Source organism: Comamonas sp. GW821-FHT11H03, assembly GCF_058807955.1.
This window is the reverse complement of record NZ_JBXARF010000007.1, coordinates 12,646-35,319: the sequence shown is the minus strand read 5'-3', so window position 1 is coordinate 35,319 and position 22,674 is coordinate 12,646. Positions and strand designations below refer to the sequence as shown.

20 protein-coding genes are annotated in these 22,674 nt (G+C 64.2%); 8 read left to right on the top strand and 12 right to left on the bottom strand.

What is annotated here, in order from left to right; genetic code table 11:
• Positions 1–66: 66 nt before the first annotated feature.
• Positions 67–1,653, top strand: coding sequence for an aldehyde dehydrogenase (NADP(+)) (locus tag AC1RTQ_RS16050; protein WP_492877176.1), 1,587 nt, complete (start codon positions 67–69; stop codon positions 1,651–1,653).
• 84 nt (positions 1,654–1,737) lie between these two features.
• On the opposite strand, the gene corA is transcribed toward AC1RTQ_RS16050, so the two are convergent.
• The 4 genes from corA to tsaB form a co-directional block, all read right to left on the bottom strand.
• Positions 1,738–2,724: a magnesium/cobalt transporter CorA gene (corA, locus tag AC1RTQ_RS16045; RefSeq protein WP_492877174.1), complete on the bottom strand. Its 987-nt coding sequence runs from the start codon at positions 2,722–2,724 to the stop codon at positions 1,738–1,740.
• 212 nt (positions 2,725–2,936) lie between these two features.
• The gene (locus AC1RTQ_RS16040) at positions 2,937–3,845 is read right to left on the bottom strand and encodes a uracil-DNA glycosylase family protein (protein WP_492877172.1); all 909 of its coding nucleotides are present in this window, start codon (positions 3,843–3,845) and stop codon (positions 2,937–2,939) included.
• The gene (gene rimI, locus AC1RTQ_RS16035; RefSeq protein ID WP_034372809.1) at positions 3,836–4,348 is read right to left on the bottom strand and encodes a ribosomal protein S18-alanine N-acetyltransferase; all 513 of its coding nucleotides are present in this window, start codon (positions 4,346–4,348) and stop codon (positions 3,836–3,838) included. Before rimI ends, AC1RTQ_RS16040 begins: the two co-directional genes overlap by 10 nt.
• A gap of 7 nt (positions 4,349–4,355) precedes the next feature.
• Positions 4,356–5,063 carry a tRNA (adenosine(37)-N6)-threonylcarbamoyltransferase complex dimerization subunit type 1 TsaB gene (gene tsaB, locus AC1RTQ_RS16030; protein ID WP_304351730.1) on the bottom strand — a complete coding sequence of 236 codons (708 nt, stop codon included), beginning with the start codon at positions 5,061–5,063 and terminating at the stop codon, positions 4,356–4,358.
• A 173-nt stretch (positions 5,064–5,236) separates the two neighbouring features.
• Between tsaB and dacB the strand changes: the two genes are divergently transcribed.
• The 3 genes from dacB (at position 5,237) to AC1RTQ_RS16015 (ending at position 8,817) form a co-directional block, all read left to right on the top strand.
• Positions 5,237–6,685, top strand: a complete 1,449-nt coding sequence (dacB, locus tag AC1RTQ_RS16025) for a D-alanyl-D-alanine carboxypeptidase/D-alanyl-D-alanine endopeptidase (protein ID WP_492877169.1) — start codon at positions 5,237–5,239, stop codon at positions 6,683–6,685.
• Positions 6,686–6,934: 249 nt separating this feature from the next.
• A complete protein-coding gene (locus AC1RTQ_RS16020; protein WP_492877167.1) occupies positions 6,935–8,110 on the top strand; it encodes an SGNH/GDSL hydrolase family protein in 1,176 nt (391 codons plus the stop codon).
• Positions 8,111–8,145: 35 nt separating this feature from the next.
• Entirely contained in the window at positions 8,146–8,817 is a 672-nt protein-coding gene (locus AC1RTQ_RS16015; protein ID WP_492877165.1) for an OmpW/AlkL family protein, read from the top strand.
• A gap of 102 nt (positions 8,818–8,919) precedes the next feature.
• Here the strand turns inward: AC1RTQ_RS16015 and AC1RTQ_RS16010 are convergent, their stop codons facing one another.
• From AC1RTQ_RS16010 to AC1RTQ_RS15990, 5 genes are all read right to left on the bottom strand, one after another.
• Positions 8,920–9,918, bottom strand: coding sequence for an L-threonylcarbamoyladenylate synthase (locus tag AC1RTQ_RS16010; protein WP_492877163.1), 999 nt, complete (start codon positions 9,916–9,918; stop codon positions 8,920–8,922).
• A 9-nt stretch (positions 9,919–9,927) separates the two neighbouring features.
• Positions 9,928–11,184 (bottom strand): 5-(carboxyamino)imidazole ribonucleotide synthase, encoded by a 1,257-nt coding sequence (locus tag AC1RTQ_RS16005; protein ID WP_492877161.1) that lies wholly within the window; start codon positions 11,182–11,184, stop codon positions 9,928–9,930.
• A complete protein-coding gene (gene purE / locus AC1RTQ_RS16000) occupies positions 11,181–11,675 on the bottom strand; it encodes a 5-(carboxyamino)imidazole ribonucleotide mutase (RefSeq protein WP_304351735.1) in 495 nt (164 codons plus the stop codon). Before purE ends, AC1RTQ_RS16005 begins: the two co-directional genes overlap by 4 nt.
• Positions 11,676–11,775: 100 nt before the next feature.
• Complete coding sequence (locus AC1RTQ_RS15995) at positions 11,776–13,188, bottom strand: hypothetical protein (protein ID WP_492877159.1); 1,413 nt, start codon at positions 13,186–13,188, stop codon at positions 11,776–11,778.
• A complete protein-coding gene (locus tag AC1RTQ_RS15990) occupies positions 13,185–14,162 on the bottom strand; it encodes an ABC transporter ATP-binding protein (protein WP_492877157.1) in 978 nt (325 codons plus the stop codon). Before AC1RTQ_RS15990 ends, AC1RTQ_RS15995 begins: the two co-directional genes overlap by 4 nt.
• Positions 14,163–14,481: 319 nt before the next feature.
• On the opposite strand from AC1RTQ_RS15990, the gene trxA reads away from it, so the two are divergent.
• From trxA to AC1RTQ_RS15975, 3 genes are all read left to right on the top strand, one after another.
• On the top strand, positions 14,482–15,432 hold the full coding sequence (trxA, locus tag AC1RTQ_RS15985) for a thioredoxin (protein ID WP_492877155.1): 951 nt from the start codon (positions 14,482–14,484) through the stop codon (positions 15,430–15,432).
• Between the two features lie 209 nt (positions 15,433–15,641).
• The gene (locus AC1RTQ_RS15980) at positions 15,642–16,643 is read left to right on the top strand and encodes a nuclease-related domain-containing protein (protein ID WP_492877153.1); all 1,002 of its coding nucleotides are present in this window, start codon (positions 15,642–15,644) and stop codon (positions 16,641–16,643) included.
• 65 nt (positions 16,644–16,708) lie between these two features.
• Complete coding sequence (locus tag AC1RTQ_RS15975; protein ID WP_492877151.1) at positions 16,709–17,197, top strand: META domain-containing protein; 489 nt, start codon at positions 16,709–16,711, stop codon at positions 17,195–17,197.
• 3 nt (positions 17,198–17,200) lie between these two features.
• Here AC1RTQ_RS15975 and AC1RTQ_RS15970 read toward each other — a convergent pair whose 3' ends face one another.
• The 3 genes from AC1RTQ_RS15970 to AC1RTQ_RS15960 form a co-directional block, all read right to left on the bottom strand.
• Positions 17,201–17,554, bottom strand: coding sequence for a ribbon-helix-helix domain-containing protein (locus AC1RTQ_RS15970; RefSeq protein ID WP_409817354.1), 354 nt, complete (start codon positions 17,552–17,554; stop codon positions 17,201–17,203).
• Between the two features lie 118 nt (positions 17,555–17,672).
• Positions 17,673–18,254, bottom strand: coding sequence for a DJ-1/PfpI family protein (locus AC1RTQ_RS15965; RefSeq protein WP_003060496.1), 582 nt, complete (start codon positions 18,252–18,254; stop codon positions 17,673–17,675).
• A 69-nt stretch (positions 18,255–18,323) separates the two neighbouring features.
• The gene (locus AC1RTQ_RS15960) at positions 18,324–19,529 is read right to left on the bottom strand and encodes a mechanosensitive ion channel family protein (protein ID WP_492877148.1); all 1,206 of its coding nucleotides are present in this window, start codon (positions 19,527–19,529) and stop codon (positions 18,324–18,326) included.
• A 368-nt stretch (positions 19,530–19,897) separates the two neighbouring features.
• On the opposite strand from AC1RTQ_RS15960, the gene leuS reads away from it, so the two are divergent.
• Positions 19,898–22,606 (top strand): leucine--tRNA ligase, encoded by a 2,709-nt coding sequence (gene leuS / locus AC1RTQ_RS15955; RefSeq protein ID WP_409817352.1) that lies wholly within the window; start codon positions 19,898–19,900, stop codon positions 22,604–22,606.
• Positions 22,607–22,674 lie beyond the last annotated feature (68 nt).

The following is a 22,674-nucleotide window of genomic DNA, read 5'->3' as shown; positions in this document are numbered from 1 at the left end:
TTGCTTGCACTTCCTGGTCGGCTGGAGCTCTGCCATTTCGATCCATAAACACATTAGGAGACAAAGATGCAAATTACTGGCGAAATGCTTATCGGCGCGAGTTCGGTGCGCGGTACAGAAGGACAGCAGCAAGCGTTCGATCCCCGCATGGATCAATTCATCGCAACGCCCACGTTCGGTATGGGAGGGCAGGCCGAAGTGGAACGGGCTGCCCAGTTGGCGGTGCAGGCATTTGATCCCTACCGTCAGCTGTCGCTTGCCAAGCGTGCAGAATTTCTGGAGCTGATTGCCGACAACATCATGGCTTTGGGCGATGCCCTGATCGAGCGCGCCATGGCCGAAAGCGGCCTGCCGCTGGTGCGCCTGCAAGGCGAGCGTGGGCGCACGGTTGGACAGTTGCGGCTGTTTGCCAAGGTGGTGCGCGATGGCCGTTTTATGAGCCCCGCCATCGACCACGCACAGCCCGAGCGCACGCCGCTGCCACGCGCCGACCTGCGCCTGGCCAAGATGGCACTGGGCCCGGTGGCTGTGTTCGGTGCGAGCAATTTTCCGCTGGCGTTCTCGGTGGCAGGGGGCGATACGGCGTCGGCCTTGGCTGCAGGTGCCCCTGTGGTCGTCAAGGCCCACAGCGCCCATCTAGGCACTTCCGAAATGGTGGGTCGAGCGATTCAGAAAGCGGTCAGAGATTTGGGGTTGCCCGAAGGGGTGTTTTCCCTGCTGATGGGAGCCGGGCGCAAGCTGGGTGAAGCATTGGTAGCACATCCTGCCATCAAGGCCGTTGGCTTTACCGGATCGCGCCAGGGAGGGCTTGCGTTGATGCGCATCGCCAACGCACGCCCGGAACCCATTCCCGTCTACGCGGAGATGAGCAGCATCAACCCGGTGTTTCTGATGCCGGCCGCCCTGGCCGCGCGTGCAGAGTCGATAGGGCGCGGTTTTGCCGATTCGCTGACGATGGGGGCGGGGCAGTTCTGCACCAATCCTGGGATGGTGGTGGTCATTGGTGACCGCAATGTGCAGCGCTTCATCGATGCCGCAAGTCAGGCGCTTGCCACCAAGCCGGCCCAGACTATGCTGACGCCGGGCATTCACCAGGCCTTTGATGCCGGCGTTGCCAAGGTTGGTGGTGCGGAAGGTGTGGAGAAAGTTGCACAAGGGCGGCCTGCGGATGGACTGCACAATGCTGCACAGGCCGCGCTGTATGTGACGGATGTGCAGCGCCTGTTGTCATCGCCTGTGCTGCAGGAGGAGATGTTTGGCCCGGCCTCTATTATCATTCGGGCCAGGAATTTCGATGAGGTTCTCCAACTGGCTGAGCAACTGGAGGGCCAACTGACAGTGACGCTGCAGATCGATCCCGCAGACTATGCCGACGCGCAGCGCCTCATCCCCGTGCTGGAGCGCAAGGCGGGACGCATCTTGGCCAATGGTTTTCCGACCGGAGTCGAGGTATGCCACGCCATGGTGCATGGAGGTCCTTTCCCATCCACGTCCAACGCTATGTTCACTTCTGTGGGCGCCAGCGCCATTGACCGCTTTCTACGCCCGGTGTGCTATCAGGATTTGCCGGATGTGCTGCTCCCAGCGGCAGTGCAGCAAGCGAACCCACAGGGACTTGCCCGAGTGATCAATGGCGATCTAGAGGCGCGTTGATTGGTGGCAAGCGCGCTCTGCTGTTTCAAGGAGAGGGCGCTTGCTTGTGTCGATGTGTGAGCGACCAGCTGTGCCGGGCATGTGTTATTTCAGCCAGCCGCGTTTGCGGAAGTACAGCATGGGGCCGACGGCGCTCAGAATCATCAGGGCGACCACGTAGCCGTAGCCGAATTCCCATTCCAGCTCGGGCATGAACCTGAAGTTCATGCCGTAGACGCTGGCAATCAGCGTGGGCGGAAGCAAGGCCACGCTGGCCACCGAGAAGATCTTGATGATCTTGTTCTGATTGATGTTGATGAAGCCGACCGTGGCGTCCATCAGGAAGTTGATCTTGTCGAACAGAAAGGCGGTGTGACTGTCCAGCGACTCGATGTCGCGCAGGATCTGGCGCGCTTCCTCGAACTGCTCGGCATTGAGCATCTTGGAGCGCATCAGAAAGCTCACGGCGCGGCGCGTGTCCATGACGTTGCGGCGGATGCGGCCGTTCAAGTCTTCCTGGCGGGCAATCGCTCCCAGCACTTCCTTGGCCATCTCGTCGGTCACGTCGCCGGATAGCACCATCTTGCTGGCTTTTTCCAGGTCGTCGTAGATGCGCTCCAGCGTATCGGCCGAGTATTCGGCGTCAGCGTCAAACAGCTTGAGCAGCACGTCCTTGGCATCATCGATCAGGCCGGGCGCACGGCGCGCTCGCATGCGCAACAAGCGAAAGACAGGCACATCCTCGTCGTGGATGGAGAACAGCACGCCATGGCTGCGCAGCGCTGCGTTTTGCTGGTTGACGATGAAGGCCACGCGCACCGAGCGGGGGTCTTCGTCGTCGTCGATCAGAAAGTCGCTGCGGATATGCAGCTCGCCGTTGTCTTCTTCGTAAAAACGCGCCGATTCCTCGATATCGTCGTCCATCGCATCTTCAGGGATGGACAGCTCGTAGTGCTGCTTGATCCAGCGCTTTTCTTCAAGGGTTGGCGATTCCAGATCGACCCAGACGGGGCGAAAGCGTTCAAGGTCTGCCAGGGACTCGATTTCTTCCTGAACGAGTCGGCCATTGGCTAGCGTAAAGATGTTGAGCATCAGCTCACTCCCGGTTGTTCTTGAGGTTCTGCAGGGATCAGGGCGCTTTCAACCCCCACAGTCTTTACCGGGAGCTGAAAGCTACCAACTAGGGTAGGTTTCCACGGATGTCTTTCAATAAATCGAAGCCAGTGATTATGCTACGTTGCACTGCAGCATGTCGCGTGCGGCATCGTTGGGAGAGTGGGCAAGCGGGGCTTGTCTCCCGCCTGTCACAGCCCCTTGGTAAATGCGTCGGCCTGCACCAGGTCGGCCCAGGCTCCGGCCTTGGCCTGCGGCGCACGCAGCAGATAGTTGGGGTCGTAGGTCACCACCGTGGGCACGCCCGCAATGTGGTGCGGCTCGGCCCGCAGCCGGCCCAGCGCATCATGGCGGCCCAGCACGGCGCGTGCACTGGCCAGGCCCAGAACCAGTACGCAGTCAGGGCGCAGCTCTCGCAGCAGAGCCTCCAGAGCGGGTTGCAGCGCCTGGGCATGACTGAGGTCGGCATCGGGCGGCGCGCGATGCAGTGCGGCGCTGAAGACGCGCGGTTTTTCCTGCAGTCCGAGGGCGCGCAGCATATTGTCCAGCAGCTTGGCGGCATCGCCCTGCAGCGCCGTCTGGGCGCTGTCGGCCGCAGGCCTTTGCGCCGGGCTCAGCAGGGGCGGGTTGGCGGCAGGCTCCAGCAGGATCAGCCAGCCGCCTTGCTCAGCGCTTTGCACATGCTGAGGCGCATGGGGGTAGACCAGCTGGGCGGGACTGATGGTCCAGCCAAGGCCGGGCTCGCCGGCCGGTCCTGCGGCAGGCTGCTGCACAAACTGACGCGGCTCGTGCGCCCGATGGCCGGACAGGTTCTGGGGCGGTGGGCTGGCGGGCCTGGCGGTCTGGGCGGGCGGCTGGGCCGGTGCCGGCACTGCCTCCGCTGCGGGAGCGGCGGCCTGTACCACAGGCGGGCTTACGGGCGGGCTTGCGGGGGCAGGCGGCGCCACGCGCATTGCCGGCGCCGCGACGGGCAGGGGCTCGGCGACCGGTGCGGCGGCGACAGCAGCCGCTGCTGCGGGTTCCACGGGATCGGGCAGCCAGACGGTAATGCCCATGGCATGCAGCATGGCCCGCTGGCGGGCATCCAGGTTCAGGGCCATAGTTTCAGACTCATGAGCACCGCATGTTCGCGCGGGCCGTTGGGGTTGGGGTAGTAGTTCTTGCGCAGGCCGACTTCGGCAAAGCCGTGCCTGAGATAGACCTCGCGGGCGCGGGCATTGCTTTCGCGCACTTCCAGCCAGATCCATTGGGCATTCTGCTGCCGCGACCACAGCGCCAGTGCATCGAGCAGCACGCGCGCCCAGCCCTGGCGCTGGCAGGCCGGATTGACGGTGATATTGAGCAGATGCACCTCGTCCAGCGCCTGCATGGCGACAAAGTAGCCCAGCAGCTGGTGATCGGCATCGACCAGCAGCTGTATCTGGTAGCCGGCCACCATGGCGTCCTGGAAGTTGCCGCGCGTCCAGGGATGGGCATAGGCCTGCTCCTCGATCGGCAGCAGGGTGTCGAGCCAGAGCGCGGACAGCGGCTCGAAATGCACCAGAGATGCCGCATCCTGGGTGCTGGCGTCGGTGGCGAGTGTGGAGCGGCTGGGCAAGGTCATGAGGTGCTTATCGGGAGGCGGCGTCGGAGGCAGCAGCAGCGGCGGCCTTCTCGGCTTCGCGCTCGGCCGTGGTTTTTGCCACTTTATCGCGGATATAGCGCGGCAGCGCCTCTTCGGCCGGCACCGCGCAGCCTTTTGCCAATAGTGCCGGTGCCAGGCGCAGCATGGCCGTGGCCGTGGGCATGGCGTGCACATGGCGGGCAGCGGGCGCCAGCAACTCGGGGTAGACGGGCTGGGCATTGCCCGCCACGGCATGGCCGGCTGCAGCCTGCAGAGCCTCCGGGGCGCACAGACCGAAGTCCTCGGGCTCGATCCACTGGCCGTCCACATAGCGGAACGCGGCGTGATAGACCTCGTGCATGCGCGCGTCGAGCACGGCCTCGACCTCGGTGCAGCCATGCAGATGACGGGCCTCTTCGGCCACGGTGAGCAGCGAGTCCACGGGCAGCACGGGGACCTTGGCGGCAAACGCCAGACCCTGGGTGATGGCGCAGGCCGTGCGCAGGCCCGTGAAGGAGCCGGGACCGCGCCCGAAGGCAATGGCGTCCAACTGCGCGAAGCTCAGCCCCGCATCCTTCATGAGCTGGCGGATGGCCGGCAGCAACTGGGCCGACGACTGCTGCGCGCCCGGCCCGCTGTGCTGCCAGATGGCATCACCACGCTGGACGGCAACAAACAAGGTATCGGTACTGGTGTCGATGGCGAGAAGATTCATGTTCGGCGGGGCGTCAGCCGCAGGCGGGCTGGAGCGCAATATGGACTGCGCTGGTCTGCACTGGGCTGTAGCAGAGGGCAGCGTAGCCCTGCATTATCGGACGCCCGCCGCCAGCTTGCCGCAGGCGCGGCCAATGCCCGGCATGGGCGAAGCCCGGCGTAGACTCTGGCCCCATGCTGCAGACCCCCTTCTTTCTTCGCAAGACCCTGAGCGCGCTGGGCGCATCGCTGCTGGCGCTGCTGGCCCAGCCCGCGCTGGCGCAGTCCCTGCCTGCCGACACCCGCATTCCCGCCGCCGTGGACGCGGCGCTGCAACGCGCCAAGATTCCACGCGATGCCGTATCGCTGCTGGTGATGAATGTGGACGGCAGATCGCCACCGAACCTGGCCTGGCGCACGCACCAGGCCATGAATCCGGCTTCGGTCATGAAGCTGGTCACCACCTATGCGGCGCTCGACCAGCTGGGCCCGGCCTATGTCTGGCGCACGCCTGTCTATCTGGGCGGCCCGGTGGTCGATGGTGCCCTGCGCGGCAATCTCTACATCCAGGGCCAGGGCGATCCCAAGCTGGTGCTGGAGCGCCTGTGGCTGATGCTGCGCCGCCTGCAAGGCATGGGCATCAAGGTCATCGTGGGCGATATCGTGCTGGACCGCAGCGCCTTTCAGCTGCCCGCGCATGATGCGGCGGTCTTCGACAACGAGCCCTGGCGGCCCTACAACGCCTCGCCCGATGCGCTGCTGATCAACTACAAGGCCGTGGCGCTGAATATTGCTCCTGATACAGGAGCTGGTGTCGCTCGTATTCAGTACGATCCACCAATGTTTGGCATGGAAAACCAGCAAACAGTTGCGCTGGCTGCTCCTATTTCTGATTGCGGCGACTGGCGCAGCAAAATGCAGCTGGACATGAACAATCCGCAGCGCATCGCCTTCAACGGCAGCTATCCGGCAAGCTGCGGCGACAAGAGCTGGTCCATCGCACCGGCGCAGCCCGAGCGCTTTGCGGCCAAGGCCATAGAAGGCATGTGGCGCGAGCTGGGCGGCAAGCTCACCGGCGCCGTGCGCGACGGCAGCGTGCCCCAGGGCCTGCAGCCGGCGTTCCAGCTGGAGTCTCCGGCACTGTCCGAAGTGGTGCGCGACATCAACAAATACAGCAACAACATCATGGCCCAGCATGTGCTGCTCACCCTGGGCATGCAGCGCACCGGCGTGGCCAGCTTCGACTCTGCCAGGCAGTCGCTGGCCCAGTGGTGGGCCGCGCGCTGGGGCAATGCCGAGCAGCCCGTGGTGGACAACGGCGCAGGCCTGAGCCGCAATGCCAGCATCACGGCCAGCGGACTGGGGCAGATGCTGCAGAACGCCTGGGTCTCGCCCGTGATGCCCGAGTTCGTCTCCTCCATGCCCATCGTCGGCGTGGACGGTACGCTGCGCCGCAGCAAGAGCCGGTTTGCGGGCGCGGCCCACCTCAAGACCGGCAGCCTGCGCGATTCGGCCGCACTGGCCGGCTATGTCGACGGTGCCAGCGGGCAGCGCTATGTGCTGGTGGCCATGGCCAACCATGCCAATGCGGCCGCAGCGCGCACGGCCTGGGATGCACTGGTGGACTGGACGGCGGCCCAGTAGTCGCCAGGGGGGGCGGCCGCTCTATCCCTGCTCAACCTGCTCAATCGCCGCCCTTTGCCAGCCTCGACAAACCGGACCCTGGTCCGGTTTTTTGTTGCGTGACAGCACGATGACCAGGCTATTGGGCGTTGGATTTTTGTCCGACCATCGGTAATTGCCCGATAACAACGCGGGGATGAGTGTCGCTACGATGACGCTGAGGAAAAAAGCACGACCGTGCGATTCACAACACCTCAGGAGAACATCATCTTGGCAAGCAAACTCAAACTCTTGGCGGCTGCAATGGCAACGGTGGGCCTGCTGGCGGCCTGCGGCGGCGGAGGTGGTGCCGATACCACCCCCAAGGCCAAGGTCACCTCGGTCAAGGTCATGGGCGACAGCCTCTCGGACAGCGGCACCTTCGGCTTCAAGTTCACGGTACAGGGCTCGGCGCCCACCGGTGCCGGCTCGACCATGATCTGGCCCGAGCGCATTGCCGACCAGTTCAGCCAGAGCTTGTGCGCCCACTTTCGTGCCGGTGACGAGAATCTCACGACTTATCAGGAAGTCGCCACCTGCACCAACTATGCAGTGGGTGGTGGCCGCGTGAACCCGCTGGATGCGCCGACATCGCCCAAGTCGGTACTGGTGCAGATCCAGATCGCATCCAAGGCAGGCTTCAGCGCTGATGATCTCGTCGTCATCGATGGCGGCGCCAACGATGCCGCCGACGTGATCGGGGCACTGATTGCTGCGGCCAAGGGCAATTCGCAGCCGCTGAACGCCATGGTGGCCTGGCTGGATTCCAAGGCTCCTGGCACGTCCACGGCCCTGATGACCCAGGCCGGAGGCGATGCCTCCAAGTTTGCCGGCCTGGCGGCGGGTGCCTATCTGCAGACCCTGGCCAAGACTCTGGCCGGCTCCATTGCGCAGAATGTGGTCGCCAAGGGCGCCACGCGTGTGGCCGTGCTGAATGTTCCCGCCATCACCAAGACACCTCGCTTCCAGATGGTCCTGGCCAGCATTGCCCAGGCCGCAGGCGGCGGGGATCAGGGGGCTGCTGCGGCCGCCAAGCAGGAAGCGTCGTTCGATGCCCTGGTACAGGTCTTCAACAACCAGCTGGCCGCCAGCCTGGCAGGCCTGTCCCAGGTGGCCCTGGTCGACTTCTACACCGAGTTCAAGAGCCAGATCAGCAACCCGGCCCAGTACGACTTCGACAACGTGAAGGACCCGGTCTGCCCGATCACTGGCGTGGACGACAGCGGCCTGCCCACCTATACCTTCCCCACCTGCACGGCAGCGGCCTTGAGTGCGACACCCGGCAAATCCAGCCCTGACTGGTGGCAGCACCATGTCTTTGCCGACAGTTTCCACCCCACGCCTTACGGCCATCAGCAAATGAGCCAGCTGGTTTCCCGCTCTCTGGCCCAGAAGGGCTGGCTGTAAATCCGTCCGCACCTCAATAACAAGGAGACAAAACCATGAAAATTTCTGTGCGGATCATTGCAGCCGCTGCTGCGCTGGCGGCCTGCGGTCTGGCCAGTGCCCAATCGGCCGGAAGCTGGATGGCGCGTGTGGGCGTGACCCATCTGGCGCCCGATGTGAGCAGCGGCAATCTGTCGGCGCCATCGTTTCCCAACACCAAGGTCGACGCCGGCAGCAACACCCAGCTGGGCGGCGGCATCACCTATATGGTGACCGACAATCTGGCGCTGGATGTGCCCCTGGCCACACCTTTCAAGCATGACCTGTCGGGAGCCGGCTCGATTGCCGGCGTGGGCAAGCTGGGCAGTACCAAGGCCATTCCCGTGACCTTGATGCTGCAGTACCGCTTCAATGAAGCGAATGCTCCATTTCGTCCCTATGTGGGCCTGGGCGTGACCTATGCCCATTTCTATGGCGAGAAGACCACGGCCACGCTCAACGGCCTGACGGGGGGCACTCAGGCGAATCCGACCACCGCCAGGTTGGATGACAAGTTTGGTGCCCTGGCGCAACTGGGCTTTGTCTATAACTTCAGCGAACGCTGGTTCGTGGATGCCTCCTACGCAAAGAGCTTTCTGAAGACCAAGATCCACTTGTCTTCGGGCCAGAGCATCAGCGTCAGGCTCAATCCCGATGTGTTTAACCTGGCCGTCGGCTACCGCTTCTGAGGCGCTGAGGGGCACTCATGAAAAAGTCCGGGCATGCCCGGACTTTTTATTGCTGAACCCACTCGGCTGCTCGGCTAAGCAGCGGCCTCTGGGCGGCTGGACTCAGCCCGCAGCCGCCGCACGCTGCAGGCGGTCGCGCACACCTTCCCAGTCGGCGGTGTCTGGCGGGGTTTCGATCCAGATCAGCTTGGCGCCCCAGTCGTCGAAATTGCGCAGCATGCCAAACAGCTCGCGGGCCACGTCACGCGGCTCGTCGGACATGCGGCGCAGCAGCAACTGGGCCGTTGTGACATGGAGGGGGCTGCGGTGATAGATGGCAATATTCCTGCCATCCCGGCCCAGGATGTCCAGCGCCGATTGCAGCTGCCTGGCATCCATGAGCCGCACCTTGGCGTTGGGCGCGTAATGGGCCAAAAGAGTTCCCGAGGCACGCGGGGTATCCGCAGTCAGCTCTTCTTTCGACAGCGGCCGCAGGCCGCAGGCACGCTCGATATCGTCACGTGTGATGGCGCCGGGACGCAGCAGCACGGGCACGCCACGCGTGCAGTCGACGATGGTGGATTCAATGCCCACTTCGCAGGCACCGCCATCGAGTACCAGCAGTTCTTCGCCAAACTCGGTGGCCACATGCTTGGCCGTGGTGGGGCTGACGCGGCCGAACTTGTTGGCGCTGGGGGCCGAGACGCCCCAGACCGGCGGATCAAGCTGCTGGCAGGCCTTGAGCACCGCATGGGCCACGGGGTGCGAGGGGCAGCGCAGGCCCACGCTGTCCTGACCGCCGGTCGATGCCTTGGCGGCATGCGGCAGGCGCGGCAGGATCAGGGTCAGTGGGCCGGGCCAGAACGCATCGATCAGTTGCTGGGCAAAGACCGGTACTTCCTTGGCATAGCGGGTGATGGCGGCGGCGTCGGCCACATGCACGATCAGCGGATGGTTGGCCGGGCGGCCCTTGGCGGCAAAGATCTGCGCCACGGCCGCATCGTTGTCGCTGTCTGCGGCCAGCCCATAGACCGTCTCGGTGGGCAGGCCCAGCAGCCGGCCTTGCTGCAGCGCAGCCGCAGCGGCGTGCACCGAGGACTCCAGCGTTCCATCCAGAATCACGTGTTTTCCTTAAAACGCAGCAATGCCGAGGATTTCAGCGGCCTTCAAAGCGGTTTCACGCGCTTTTTCGGGGCTTGCCGCGGTGATGTTCAAGTGACCCATTTTGCGGGCCGGCTTGGCATCGACCTTGCCGTACAGATGCAGGTGGGCACCGGGCAGGGCCAGGACCTGGTCCCAGGCCGGAGCCTGTGCAGTGCCGTCGTTCTTGAACCACAGGTCGCCCAGCAGGTTGAGCATGACGGTGGCGCTGTGCTGGCGCGGCTGCACCAGGGGCAGATTGGTCATGCAGCGCACCTGCAGCTCGAATTGCGACACATCCATCGCGTTCTGGCTGTAGTGGCCGCTGTTGTGCGGGCGCGGGGCAATCTCGTTGACCACCAGCTGGCCGTTGTCCAGCACAAAGAATTCCACGCAGAGCACGCCCACGTAATCGAGGCCGATAGCTACGGACTTCGCAGCGGCTACCGCTTGCTCGGCCTGTGCTGCGGGCACGTTGCCTTCGTAGACCTCGGTCACGGCCAGAATGCCGTCGCGGTGCAGATTGCGCTGCACGGGCAGGTTGACGATGTCGCCATTGCGGCCGCGCGCTACGATGACCGAGCATTCATGCGCCAGCGGCAGCATTTTTTCGAGCACGCAGGCCACCTGCTTGAGCTCGCTCCAGGCCTTGACCAGCTCGTCGCGGGTCTTGACGCGGATCTGACCCTTGCCGTCATAGCCCATGCGTGCGGTCTTGAGAATGCCGGGCAGCAGCGCGTCGTTGACGGCCGCCAACTGCTCGGCCGTCTCGATCACGGCATAGGGGGCGCAGGGCACGCCGCACTTCACGAAGTGGGCTTTCTCGGCAGCGCGGTCCTGGGCGATCGCCACGGCAGAGCCGGCGGGCGATACGGGCAGGCTCTCGGCCAGCTTGTTCAGCGAGCCGGCGGGCACGTTTTCGAACTCGGTGGTCACGGCTGCGCAGAGTCTGGTCAGCTCGGCCAGGCCCTGGGGGTCTTCGTAGCCGGTGCGCACATGCTGGTGGCTGACCAGGCCGGCAGGGCTGGTCTCGTCCTTGTCCAGCACGGCGGTGAAATAACCCATGGCCTGTGCGGCATGGGCAAACATGCGGCCCAGTTGACCGCCGCCCAGCACGCCGAGCGTCGCACCCGGCAGAATGGGGGCCCCCACGTTTGCCACTGCGTGTGCAGCACTGCCCCCCAAGGGGGCCTTCGCGCCTTGGGACGGCCCGGTGGCGCTCATTGCTTGCGTGTCGCGGTCGCTCATGCGTTCACCGGCAGGGTCATGTTGCGGGCCGCGTCGGTCTGCTCGGCGCGGAAGGCTTCGAGCTTTTTGCGCAGCTCGGCATCCTCGTTGGCCAGCAGGGCCACGGCAAACAGGGCCGCATTGGCCGCACCGGCATTGCCGATGGCAAAGGTGGCCACGGGCACGCCCTTGGGCATCTGCACGATGGAATGCAGCGAATCCACACCCTGCAGGTGACGGCTGGCCACGGGCACGCCCAGCACCGGCACGGTGGTCTTGGCGGCAATCATGCCGGGCAGGTGGGCAGCACCGCCGGCGCCGGCAATGATGGCCTTGAGGCCTCGGTCGGCGGCAGCTTCGGCAAAGCGGAACATGTCGTCCGGCATGCGGTGGGCCGATACGACCTGCGCTTCAAAAGCGATACCGAATTGCTGGAGGATGGCAACTGCGTGTTGCATGGTGTCCCAGTCGCTGCTGGAACCCATGACTACGCCAACTTGGATGGGGTTCATGTTCTTCAGGGCGCTGCCGCCCGGCCTAGTGGAACCCCCGATTTTACGGTTTCGCTGCATTGCCGGCCGACTGTGGGGCATAGCCGTCCGGGCAAAGCAACTATGACTCCCGGATGTGGGCCGCCGCGTTATCGCGTGCAAAGCCCAGCACGCGGTCCCTGAAGAGATGGATGACCCAGGCCAGCGTGACCAGTATCTGCAGGCTCAGAGAAGCCCAGGGCACATAGCTGAGCCAGGCGCCGACTTGCTCTAGGCCGTCCGGCGAGCTCATCCACATGGCCACCACGGGCTGAACAAACATGGCGCCCGTATGGCCGCCCATGCCATAGGCCAGCAGCGGAGCGGCGATGTTGAGGATCAGCCAGGCGATGACAAACGAGGCCAGGGGGGACTTGAGTCTGCCCACCAGCAGGGCGAAGCCGGTCAGCAGCAGGCAGTCGCGCAGCAGATGCAGGCACAGATAGAAGGTAAAGCTGTTGAGCTTGCCGCTGATGGCCGCCTCAAGTGACTGGGGGGCGAACAGCAGCAGCAAGGCCATGGCAAAGCCCAGTAGCAGGCTGACCGGCCACAGCGGCAGTGCCTCCAGCGCCTCGCGCCAGCGCTGGCGCGAGGCCGACCATTGCACCTGGCGCCAGGCGCGCAGATGCTGGTCCATATGCTGCAGGGCGACATAGGCGGTGCCGATCAGCGCGATCCAGGCGGTGCTGCTGAAAAATTCGGCAATGCCCAGGTTGAGCGAGCCGGCTGCGAAAAATCCCGCCAGTGCCAGGCCCAGAGGCCAGGCCCAGGGCAGGGTGCGCACATCGAGTCGGGTGCATAGCTGGCGCCACAGGGCCAGCAGCCCCAGGCCCAGCACCAGGGTGCCGGCCAGATAGGCCAGGCCCAGGCCGCCCACGTCCAGGCCCCACCAGAACACCGGCTCGACGTCGAAGTCCACAATGGCCTTGTAGACAGGGGTGATAAAGGGGCCGGGTGCGAAGAACAGGATCAGCAGAGGCATCAGTGCTGCTCGCCGGCGATTGATAGGCCTGTCCCTCAGCCCCCAGCTCATGAGCACGGAGTTCATGGCCCAGGTCTGCAGGCCCAGGCCCCAGATCACGGCCAGGCCAATCGTGTGTTGCAACTTCAGGGGCTCCAGCGCCCAGAAGTGGGTCACACCCGCCACGGCCAGCGCAAACCACAGCACATAGAGCCAGGCAGGCAAGGTGGCGCCCAGCAGCTTGCCCCAGGCCATCTGCCAGGGGGTGAGCACGGACAGGCGTTGCCAGTCCCAGGTGTTCTGGCTGGCTTCCTCGGCCAGGCTGCGCCCGGCCAGCACGCTGCCATAGATGATGGCAGCCAGGTACAGGCCGGCAATGGCGGTCATGCTCAGCGTGCCGGGCAGTCCCTTGGCAGAGGACAGGGCGAAGGGCAGGGCCAGGATGAGCAGGCTCAGGCCCAGGCTCCAGGCCAGCAGCGAGGGGCGCCAGTTCAGCCAGAGCTGGCGCTGGAATTCGGGATTGCGTTGGCTCATGCTTGCTCCTGACTTTCGGTATCGCGGGCCTGGGCCGTGCGGGCATAGCGGTCCTGCAGCCGCTCGCGCACCGGGTACAGCGCGGCGATGGGAATGCCGGCCTGCACCATCTGGGCCAGCCATTGGGCGCGTGCGCTGGCGCCAGCAGGCAGCCACAACTGGATCGGACGGCGGCCCGTGGTGTCGAAGTCCTGCACCGAGGCGCTCAGCAAGGCCTGACGCAGGCGGGCCTCAAGGCCTTCGCTTTGCTCCATGGCCACTTCCAGTGCATAGAGCTGGGGCTGCTGGCCAACTGCGACGGGTTGGCCTGGGCCGTGGGCGTTTTGCAGTGCCTCATGGCTTTCGATGCGGCCGTCGCGGATGCTCAGGATATGGGTGCAGTACTCGTCCAGCTCGCTGAGGATGTGGCTGGAGACGATCAGAGTCATGCCCTGGGCCTGAAGCTGGCGAAACAGCGTCGAGAGGCTGCTGCGCGCATCGGGGTCGAGGCCGCTGGCGGGCTCGTCGAGCAGCAGCACGCCGGGCTGGTGGACGATGGCCTGGCCGATCGCCACGCGCTGGCGCTGGCCGCGCGAGAGCTCGGTCGGGTGGCGGTGCAGCAGCTCCGTCAGGCCCAGTTGCTGGGCCACCTGCTGCACGCGGCCATCCACGTCGGCGGGCGCAGCGCCCATGGACAGGGCCGAGTACTGCAGGCAGCGCATCACGCTGAGCCGGTCGTACAGGCCATAGAAATCCGAGAGATAGCCCAGGTGGCGGTGCACTTCGCGCGGCTGCTCCTCGACCGACAGGCCTTTGACGCGGATATGGCCAGACAGCGGCTGCTCCAGTCCGGCAATGCAGCGCATCAGCGTGGATTTGCCGGCGCCGTTGGGGCCGACGAGTGCCGTCACGCTGCCCGCAGCGATGGACAGGCTCACGCCGTCAAGGGCGCGGTGGCCCGGATATTCAAACACCAGTTGTGAAACTTCAATCAAGTCTGCGCTCCTTGGTTCGCGATCAATATAGCCCAGGGGCGCGAGGCACTGTGGGGTGGTCACTCTTTAAACCGTAGCTGCTTGCGCATGCCGTTCATTGATTGCCGGCATAAAACACCTTGAGTTGACCTTGAAACATGCGCAAGCTGCTCCCATCTGAGTAGCAAAGACCCGGTCCATTCTGGTCTATGGCTTGCGCTCGCGCATTTGCGTGGAGAATCGCAGCATCGTGCGGTGGGCACTCTGCTGGAGTGGCCGGTTCGCAGACTTTTCAGCGCCGCTGCCCGCGTGGCAGCGCACAAGCAGCATTGGGAATCACATGATTGACGTCACCCTCGAGAATTTTGAAGCCGAAGTCGTAGCCGCCTCCATGGCTGTGCCCGTGCTGGTGGACTTCTGGGCGCCCTGGTGCGGCCCCTGCAAGACGCTGGGTCCGGTGCTGGAGAAGCTGGAAGTCGCCTATGAAGGCCGCTTCAAGCTGGTCAAGATCGACTCCGATCAGGAGCAGCAACTGGCCAGCATGTTCGGCATCCGCTCCATCCCGACCTGCGTGCTGATGATCGGCGGCAAGCCCGTGGACGGTTTCATGGGTGCCCAGCCCGAGGGCAAGCTGCGCGAGTTCCTGGACAAGCATCTGCCCTCGGAGGGCGAGCTGGCGGCCGAGGCTGACGCCGACGAAGCCCAGGCCCTGCTGGAGTCCGGTGACACCCAGGCGGCGCTGCAGAAGCTGGCCGATGCGCTGGCGGCCGATCCGGCCAACGACGATGCGCGCTTTGACTATGTGCGCCTGCTGATCGCCACCGGCAGCTTCGAGGAAGCTGCGGCCCTGCTGGCCGAACCCATCAAGCGCATTCCCCAGCCGCTGCGCTTCGAAGCGCTGAACCAGTGGCTCAAGGCGCTGGAATTTGCCGTGCAGGACGACAATGCCGATGTGGCCAAGTACGACGCCGCCATCGCTGCCAACAAGCGCGACTTCGACGCCCGCTTTGGCCGTGCGCGCGCGCTGCTGGCCCACAGCCGGTGGACCGACGCCATGGACGAATTGCTGGAAATCCTCATGCGCGACAAGACCTGGAACGATCATGCCGCGCGCAATCTGATCGTCGGCGTGCTGGAGCTGTTGACCCCGCCCAAGCCCAAGAAGCAGGACGCCGTGCCCGGCAAGACCGGCGGCGGCATCGAGCTGCTGGGCAAGAACAGCGCCGAGCAGGATGAGGCCACGGCCATGGTCAATAGCTACCGTCGTCGTTTGAGCATGGCGTTGAACTAGAGACTCCCCCTGAGGCGCTGCCCGCCTTCCCCTAGCCGGGCGCCCCTAGCCGGGTGCCCCTCTCCGGGCGTCCCTCTCTCTACGCGCTTCGCGTTATGGGAGGGGGATGACAGCCTCCCTGCGCGGCGGTGGGGGGCGTCCAGGTATTGCTCGCTGTCCCCTGCTTTTGGGGGCGCCAGTTTTGGCGATTGCGTTGAACGAGACTCGCGATGGATCAGATCTTTTCAGTGGCCTTTCCGGGCCTCTTTGTTTATCTGGGGCTGGCGCTGGCATTCGCGGTGCTGGCGGCCGTGCTGCGCTCTCCACGCTTCAAGGGCTGGCGTGGCGAGCGGGCCGTGCAGGCGGCGATTCGCCGGCAGCTCAATCCGCTGATCTATGTGGACATGCATAACGTCACCCTTCCCACGGCGGATGGCGGCAGCACGCAGGTCGACCATCTGATCTTTTCGCCCTATGGCCTGTTTGTGCTGGAAACCAAGAACTTCCAGGGCTGGATTTTCGGCACTGAAAAGCAGCGTGAATGGACGCAGCAGATTTTCAGGAAACGCAGCCGCTTCCAGAATCCTCTGCGCCAAAACTACAAGCACATCAAGACCTTGCAGTCGCTGCTGGACATTGCACCCGAGCATCTGCACTCGGTGATCGCCTTTGTGGGCGACTGCGAGTTCAAGACCGAGATGCCGGCCCATGTCACACGCGGCCTTGGCTTTGTCGGCCATATCCAGAGCTTTACCCAGCCCGTGTGGAGCCCCGAGCAAATGCAGGCGCTGCTGGACAAGCTCAACGAGCTGCGGCTGCAGCCCGGTCGTGCCACCGACAGGCAGCATGTGGCGCATGTCCGGCAACTGCAGGCGGCCAGCAAGGCGCGCAAACCCCGCAAACCCAGGCTGGAGCCGGCGGCAGAAGCCTCGGCCCAACTGGTCAGGCCGCCCGCACCCGGGACGGTGGATATTCTGCTGGAGCCTGTCATGTCGGCGCCGCCTTCGGCTGCAGTCGATAGGGAGCTGTCAGCGCAGGTACAGCCCACCCAGCCAGCCGTTGCGGCTCCTGCCAAGATGGTTGACACTGCGGCAGATGCAGCAGAGCCACTCTGCCCGCAGTGCGAATGGCCGCTGCGCAAGTTGCTGATGCAGCGCGGGCCGCTGGCGGGGCAGGCCGTCTGGCGCTGTACCAATGCGGCGGCCTGCAGTTTTGTGCGCGGGCACGTCTGATACTTCTGAAATATGAGCTGTCAGCGCTTTTTCTGTCTGTGCCGATGGCCAGAGAGGTGTTTGTGATGACTGCTTTCTCGAACCTGCGCGCCTTGCTTGGTCCGGCACTGGGGGTGCTCTTGCTGTTGGGCGTCCTGGCTGGCGCCGCTGCAGATGCAGGGAGCGCGGCGTCTGAGGGCGAGGCCATGGCCGCCGTGCAAGCACCACTGCTCAATACCTATTGGAAGCTGGTGCAGCTGGGTGATGGCCCGTATGTCAGCGCCTATGACAACCAGCCCGAGCCGCATCTGGTGCTGGAGGTCGGCAGCGGCCGCTTTCATGGTGCAGGCGGCTGCAATCGCCTGCGCGGCAACTACAGCCTGGACGGGCGCTGGCTGCGTTTTTCGGCGGTGGGCAGCACCCGCATGGCCTGTGTGCAGGGCATGCGCCGGGAGCAACTGCTGATGGCAACCCTGGCCCAGGTCAGCAGCTATGCCGTGCAGGGGCAGAAGCTGGTGCTCAGCGATGCCGAGGGGCGTGCGCTGCTACGGTTCGAGGCCGTGTATCTGCGCTGAACCTCAGTGCGTCAGTTGCGGGCTGGTGGACTTGAGTGACGGGGCATTGCCCAGCGAACGAATCGGTATGCCCATGTCCTGCGGAATCTCGCCCGACAGCTGCAGCGCCAGATAGCGGGTGCAGCACACGCGCAAGAAAGAGCTGAAGTTGCTCACCGCTTTGCGCTCTGCCAGCAGCTCGTCGTAGAGCTTGGTGCAGAGCTGGGGAACGGTATAGCCGTCCCGCGCGGCAATCTCTTCGAGTACCTGCCAGAACAGGTTTTCCAGCCGGATGCTGGTCGCCACTCCATGCAGGCGGATGGAGCGGGCCCGGTGGGCCCAGAGCTGCGGATCGGCGCTGATAAAGACCTGGCACATGGCGCGACTCTCCAAAACAAAACCGGGCCATGGTGTGGCCCGGTGAGTGCGGCGTCAAGTGGGTGACTCTTGAATTGATAGCTTGCTGCGCTTGATGGGAAAGCGCTGAAGGCCAATTTCAGTGTGAGATCTTCGTGCCCAGCAGCGCGAGAAACTGTGCAATCCAGGCCGGATGAGCGGGCCAGGCCGGAGCGCTGACCAGATTGCCTTCGGTATGGGCCTGGTCGACGGGAATGTCGGCATAGCTGCCTCCGGCCAGTTCCACCTCGGCGCGGCAGGCGGGATAGGCCGAGCAGGTGCGGCCCTTGAGCACGCCGGCCCCGGCCAGCAGTTGCGCGCCGTGGCAGACGGCGGCCACGGGTTTGTTGGTGTCGAAGAAGTGACGAACGGCCGCGCGCACGCTTTCATAGCCGCGCAGATACTCGGGGCCGCGGCCGCCGGGGATGACCAGCGCGTCGTACTGCTCGGGCTTCACATCGGCAAACGTGGCGTTGAGCGTGAAGTTGTGGCCGGGCTTTTCACTATAGGTCTGTGCGCCTTCAAAGTCGTGGATGGCAGTCTTGATCTGGTCGCCGGCCTTTTTGTCGGGGCAGACGGCGTGCACGGTATGGCCCACGGCCAGCAGGGCCTGGAACGGGACCATGGTTTCATAGTCTTCGCAGTAGTCGCCGCAAATCATCAAAATCTTCTTGCCTGCCATGGTCTGTCTCCTGTTGAAGTGTCAAACCATTGTGGACAGGCATGCGGTGCTGCGGGTATTAACGGGCTACTACATTTTGGCGGCTGGGTAGTGTGTGCCGTAGTCCGACGAACGCTGGTACAGCGTCAGTCCGAACTGCGGCAGCACGCCGATCAGATGATCGAAGATTTCGCCCTGTATGCCTTCGTACTCCACCCAGACGGTGGTGTTGGTGTAGCAGAACAGCTGCAGAGGCAGTCCGGTGGGCGATGTCTCCATCGTGCGCACCATGAGGAACATGCCCGGGCCTTTGCCAATGCGCGGGTGGCCCATCAGATAGGCGTAGGCATAGGCCTTGAAGGCGGCCAGATTCGTCACCTGGTGGGCGGCGATGGCCTGGGTAGGCATGGCGGCCTCGGCCGCGCCGGGCATGGCCTGCAGGCCGTCACGCTCGCTCCAGTAGGGTTGCAGCAGGGCGATATGACCCATGCCTGCGCGTTCCTCGGGCGAGAGCAGATGCACGGTGTTGGCGTCCAGGTTCAGCGAGCGCATGATGCGGCGTCCGCCCGAGTCGAACATGCCGCGCCAGTTCTTGAAGCTGTCCGTCATCAGCCGCCAGGTAGGGATGGTGGTGATGGTCTTGTCCCAGTTCTGCACCTTGACGGTATTGAGCGCGATATCGGTCACAAAGCCATCGGCACCGACCTGGGGCATCTCTATCCAGTCGCCTACGCGCAGCATGTCGTTGCTGCCGAGCTGAACGCCTGCGACAAAGGAGAGGATGGTGTCCTTGAACACCAGCATCAGCACGGCCGACATGGCGCCCAGGCCCGAGAGCAGCAGCAGCGGCGAGCGGTCCATCAGCGTGGCCACGATGAGCACCACGGCAAAGCTGCAGACCAGCAGCTTGCCCAGTTGCACATAGCTCTTGATGGAATGGGTCTGGACGGCGGCCTTGCGCGCCTCGTCGCGTTCGTGGGCCTCGTTCGTGGCATTGAGCAGATCGCACAGCACGCGCGCCAGATGGTAGAGCGTGAAGGCCACCGCCACATTGGTGATCAGCGTGGTCCAGCGCGGCTCCAGATGCGGCACGCCCTGGATGCCGAACTGCACGATCAGCGAGGGAACGACCTTGGCCAGGCGGCGCAGCACCTTGTCGTGCATGAGGATCTGGGCCCAGCCGGTCTTGAGGGTGTCGCGCATACGGCGAAAGACCTTGAGCCCCAGCCACTGGGTCAGCCAGCCGGCCACAAGGGCGGTCAGGGCCAGGACGCAGAGCGAGGCCAGAATTTGCATGGCGGGATTCCAGTCAGAAACAAAAGACCAGCGGGAAAGCAAGAGCAGCTCCTCAGAAGAATGGACCGGGGCAGGAGCGCAAGTCTGGCAACTTCGGGCAGAAGGCAGGCGATGGCGTCGGGCACGGAAACAGGCCGGTCAGACCGGCAGCCGTGCAAAAAGTTCAGCAATGTGTGAACAACCACTAGCTTACGCAAAGCCTTATTTCCCAGCGTGGCGTGCAGGAAGGTCGCCCGGATGGCGCAGCGGGTTTTGCGGTAATGCGGGGCTAAACCGGCGCAAGCGGTCGGGCAGCCTAAAATCCCTGCTGATTTCAGATTTCTACCTTGCCGGATCCCAAGTGGGGCTGGCGGCCACTGCACTGCACCATGCAAGAAAAATTCAACCACATCGAGGTCGAGCGCGCCGCGCAAGAACACTGGCAAGCCAAGGACGCCTACCGCGTCAGCGAAGACGGAAGCAAGCCCAAGTACTACGCCTGCTCCATGCTGCCCTACCCCAGCGGCAAGCTGCACATGGGCCATGTGCGCAACTACACCATCAACGACATGCTCACGCGCCAGCTGCGCATGAAGGGTTACAACGTCCTCATGCCCATGGGCTGGGACGCCTTCGGCCTGCCTGCCGAGAACGCCGCGCTGAAGAACAAGGTGCCGCCTGCCAAGTGGACGTACGAGAACATCGCGTACATGAAAAAGCAGATGCAGGCCATGGGTCTGGCCATCGACTGGAGCCGTGAGGTCGCCACCTGCGAACCCGAGTACTACAAGTGGAACCAGTGGCTGTTCCTCAAGATGCTGGAAAAAGGCATTGCCTACCGCAAGACCCAGGTGGTGAACTGGGACCCGGTGGATCAGACCGTGCTGGCCAACGAGCAGGTCATTGACGGGCGCGGCTGGCGCACCGGCGCTTTGGTGGAAAAGCGCGAGATCCCTGGTTACTACCTGGCCATCACCCACTACGCCCAGGAGCTGCTGGACCATGTGCAGCTCGGCAACGAGAAGGCCACTTTGAACGGCTGGCCCGACAAGGTGCGCCTGATGCAGGAAAACTGGATCGGCAAGTCCTCCGGCGTGCGCTTTGCCTTCACCCATGACATCAAGGGTGCAGACGGCCAGCTGATCCAGGACGGCAAGATGTATGTCTTCACCACGCGTGCCGACACCATCATGGGCGTGACCTTCTGTGCAGTCGCCCCCGAGCACCCGCTGGCGCTGCATGCGGCGGCCTCCAGCCCCGAGCTGGCAGCCTTCATCGAGGAGTGCAAAAAGGGCGGCACCACCGAAGCCGAGCTGGCCGCCAGGGAAAAGGAAGGCAAGCCCACGGGCCTGTTCGTCACCCACCCCATCACCGGCGCGCAAGTCGAGGTGTGGATCGGCAACTATGTGCTGATGAGCTATGGCGACGGTGCCGTGATGGGCGTGCCCGCCCACGACGAGCGCGATTTCGCCTTCGCCAACAAGTACGGCCTGCCCATCAAGCAGGTGGTGTCCGTGCAAGGCCAGGCCGCTTATGACGACAAGCAGTGGAGCGACTGGTACGGCGACAAGGAGCGCGGCGTACTGATCAACTCCGGCGATCTCGACGGTCTGAGCCACAAGGATGCGGTGCAGGCCGTGGCCAAGATCGTGGGCGACAAGGGCCTGGGCGAGCTCAAGACCACCTGGCGTCTGCGCGACTGGGGCATCAGCCGTCAGCGCTACTGGGGCACCCCCATCCCCATCATTCATTGCGCCGATTGCGGTCCTCAGCCCGTGCCCGAGAAGGACCTGCCCGTGGTCCTGCCCCAGGATCTGGTGCCCGATGGCTCCGGCAATCCGCTGGTCAAGTCCGAGGCCTTCCACGCCGGCGTGGTCTGCCCCTGCTGCGGCAAGCCCGCCCGCCGTGAAACCGACACCATGGACACCTTTGTGGATTCGTCCTGGTACTTCATGCGCTACTGCGACGCCAAGAACAGCGAGCAGATGGTGGCCGATGGCGCCGATTACTGGATGCCCATGGACCAGTACATCGGCGGCGTGGAGCACGCCATCCTGCACCTGCTGTACGCGCGCTTCTGGACAAAGGTCATGCGCGACCTGGGTCTGGTCAAGATCGACGAGCCCTTCAGCAAGCTGCTGACCCAGGGCATGGTGCTCAACCACATCTACAGCCGTCGCACGGCCAAGGGCGCCAAGGAATACTTCTGGCCCAAGGATGTGGAGCATGTGTTCGACGAGTCCGGCAAGATCATCGGCGCCAAGCTGAAGGTCGAAGTGGACAGCGCCGACGGCCTGCTGCCCGTGGGCACCGCCATCGACTACGAAGGCGTGGGCACCATGTCCAAGTCCAAGAACAACGGCGTGGACCCTCAGGATCTGATCGAGAAGTACGGTGCCGACACCGCACGTCTGTACACCATGTTCACCTCGCCGCCCGAGCTGACGCTGGAGTGGAACGATGCCGCCGTTGAAGGCAGCTATCGTTTCCTGCGTCGCGTCTACAACTTCGGCAGCAAGCTGACAGGCATGGACATGGCTTCCGCGGTGCAGGGCGTGGCCGGTGCCAAGTCGCTCGATGATGTGGAGTTCGGCAAGGCAGCCAAGGCCCTGCGTCTGGAAATCCACAACGTGCTCAAGCAGGTCGAGTACGACTACTCGCGCATGCAATACAACACCGTGGTCTCCGGCGCAATGAAGATGATCAATGCGCTGGAAGACTTCAAGGCCCTGGATGACGCCGGCGCCAAGGTGGCGCTGATCGAAGGCTTCGGCATTCTGCTGCGCGTGCTCTACCCTGCAACGCCCCACCTGGCGCATGTGCTGTGGAGCGAGCTGGGCTATGCCAACCACCTGGGCGATCTGCTCGACGCCCCCTGGCCGCAGGTCGACCCCAAGGCTCTGGTGCAGGACGAGATCTCGCTGGTGCTGCAGGTCAACGGCAAGTTGCGCGGTGCGATCCTGGTGTCCGCCACAGCCGACAAGGCGGCCATCGAGGCGGCGGCGCTGGCCAATGAGGAGTACCAGAAGTTTGCCGAAGGCCGCGAGCCCAAGAAGATCATCGTGGTGCCGGGTCGCCTGGTGAATATCGTGGTGTAACCGGAGTCTCCCCCTGAGGCGCTGTGCGCCTTCCCCCTCTCTCGCTTCGCGGGAGGGGGACAATACCT

Bases quoted from the DNA above. Each gene is read 5' to 3' on its own strand.
- trxA (WP_492877155.1), top strand. From the start codon at position 14,482: ATGATTGACGTCACCCTCGAGAATTTTGAAGCCGAAGTCGTAGCCGCC.
- AC1RTQ_RS16040 (WP_492877172.1), bottom strand. From the start codon at position 3,845: ATGGCCCTGAACCTGGATGCCCGCCAGCGGGCCATGCTGCATGCCATG.
- leuS (WP_409817352.1), top strand. From the start codon at position 19,898: ATGCAAGAAAAATTCAACCACATCGAGGTCGAGCGCGCCGCGCAAGAA.
- AC1RTQ_RS15960 (WP_492877148.1), bottom strand. From the start codon at position 19,529: ATGCAAATTCTGGCCTCGCTCTGCGTCCTGGCCCTGACCGCCCTTGTG.
- AC1RTQ_RS15980 (WP_492877153.1), top strand. From the start codon at position 15,642: ATGGATCAGATCTTTTCAGTGGCCTTTCCGGGCCTCTTTGTTTATCTG.
- AC1RTQ_RS15965 (WP_003060496.1), bottom strand. From the start codon at position 18,254: ATGGCAGGCAAGAAGATTTTGATGATTTGCGGCGACTACTGCGAAGAC.
- AC1RTQ_RS16050 (WP_492877176.1), top strand. From the start codon at position 67: ATGCAAATTACTGGCGAAATGCTTATCGGCGCGAGTTCGGTGCGCGGT.
- AC1RTQ_RS15975 (WP_492877151.1), top strand. From the start codon at position 16,709: ATGACTGCTTTCTCGAACCTGCGCGCCTTGCTTGGTCCGGCACTGGGG.
- AC1RTQ_RS16015 (WP_492877165.1), top strand. From the start codon at position 8,146: ATGAAAATTTCTGTGCGGATCATTGCAGCCGCTGCTGCGCTGGCGGCC.
- AC1RTQ_RS16005 (WP_492877161.1), bottom strand. From the start codon at position 11,184: ATGAGCGACCGCGACACGCAAGCAATGAGCGCCACCGGGCCGTCCCAA.
- tsaB (WP_304351730.1), bottom strand. From the start codon at position 5,063: ATGAATCTTCTCGCCATCGACACCAGTACCGATACCTTGTTTGTTGCC.
- AC1RTQ_RS15995 (WP_492877159.1), bottom strand. From the start codon at position 13,188: ATGAGCCAACGCAATCCCGAATTCCAGCGCCAGCTCTGGCTGAACTGG.
- dacB (WP_492877169.1), top strand. From the start codon at position 5,237: ATGCTGCAGACCCCCTTCTTTCTTCGCAAGACCCTGAGCGCGCTGGGC.
- purE (WP_304351735.1), bottom strand. From the start codon at position 11,675: ATGAACCCCATCCAAGTTGGCGTAGTCATGGGTTCCAGCAGCGACTGG.
- AC1RTQ_RS15970 (WP_409817354.1), bottom strand. From the start codon at position 17,554: ATGTGCCAGGTCTTTATCAGCGCCGATCCGCAGCTCTGGGCCCACCGG.
- rimI (WP_034372809.1), bottom strand. From the start codon at position 4,348: ATGACCTTGCCCAGCCGCTCCACACTCGCCACCGACGCCAGCACCCAG.
- corA (WP_492877174.1), bottom strand. From the start codon at position 2,724: ATGCTCAACATCTTTACGCTAGCCAATGGCCGACTCGTTCAGGAAGAA.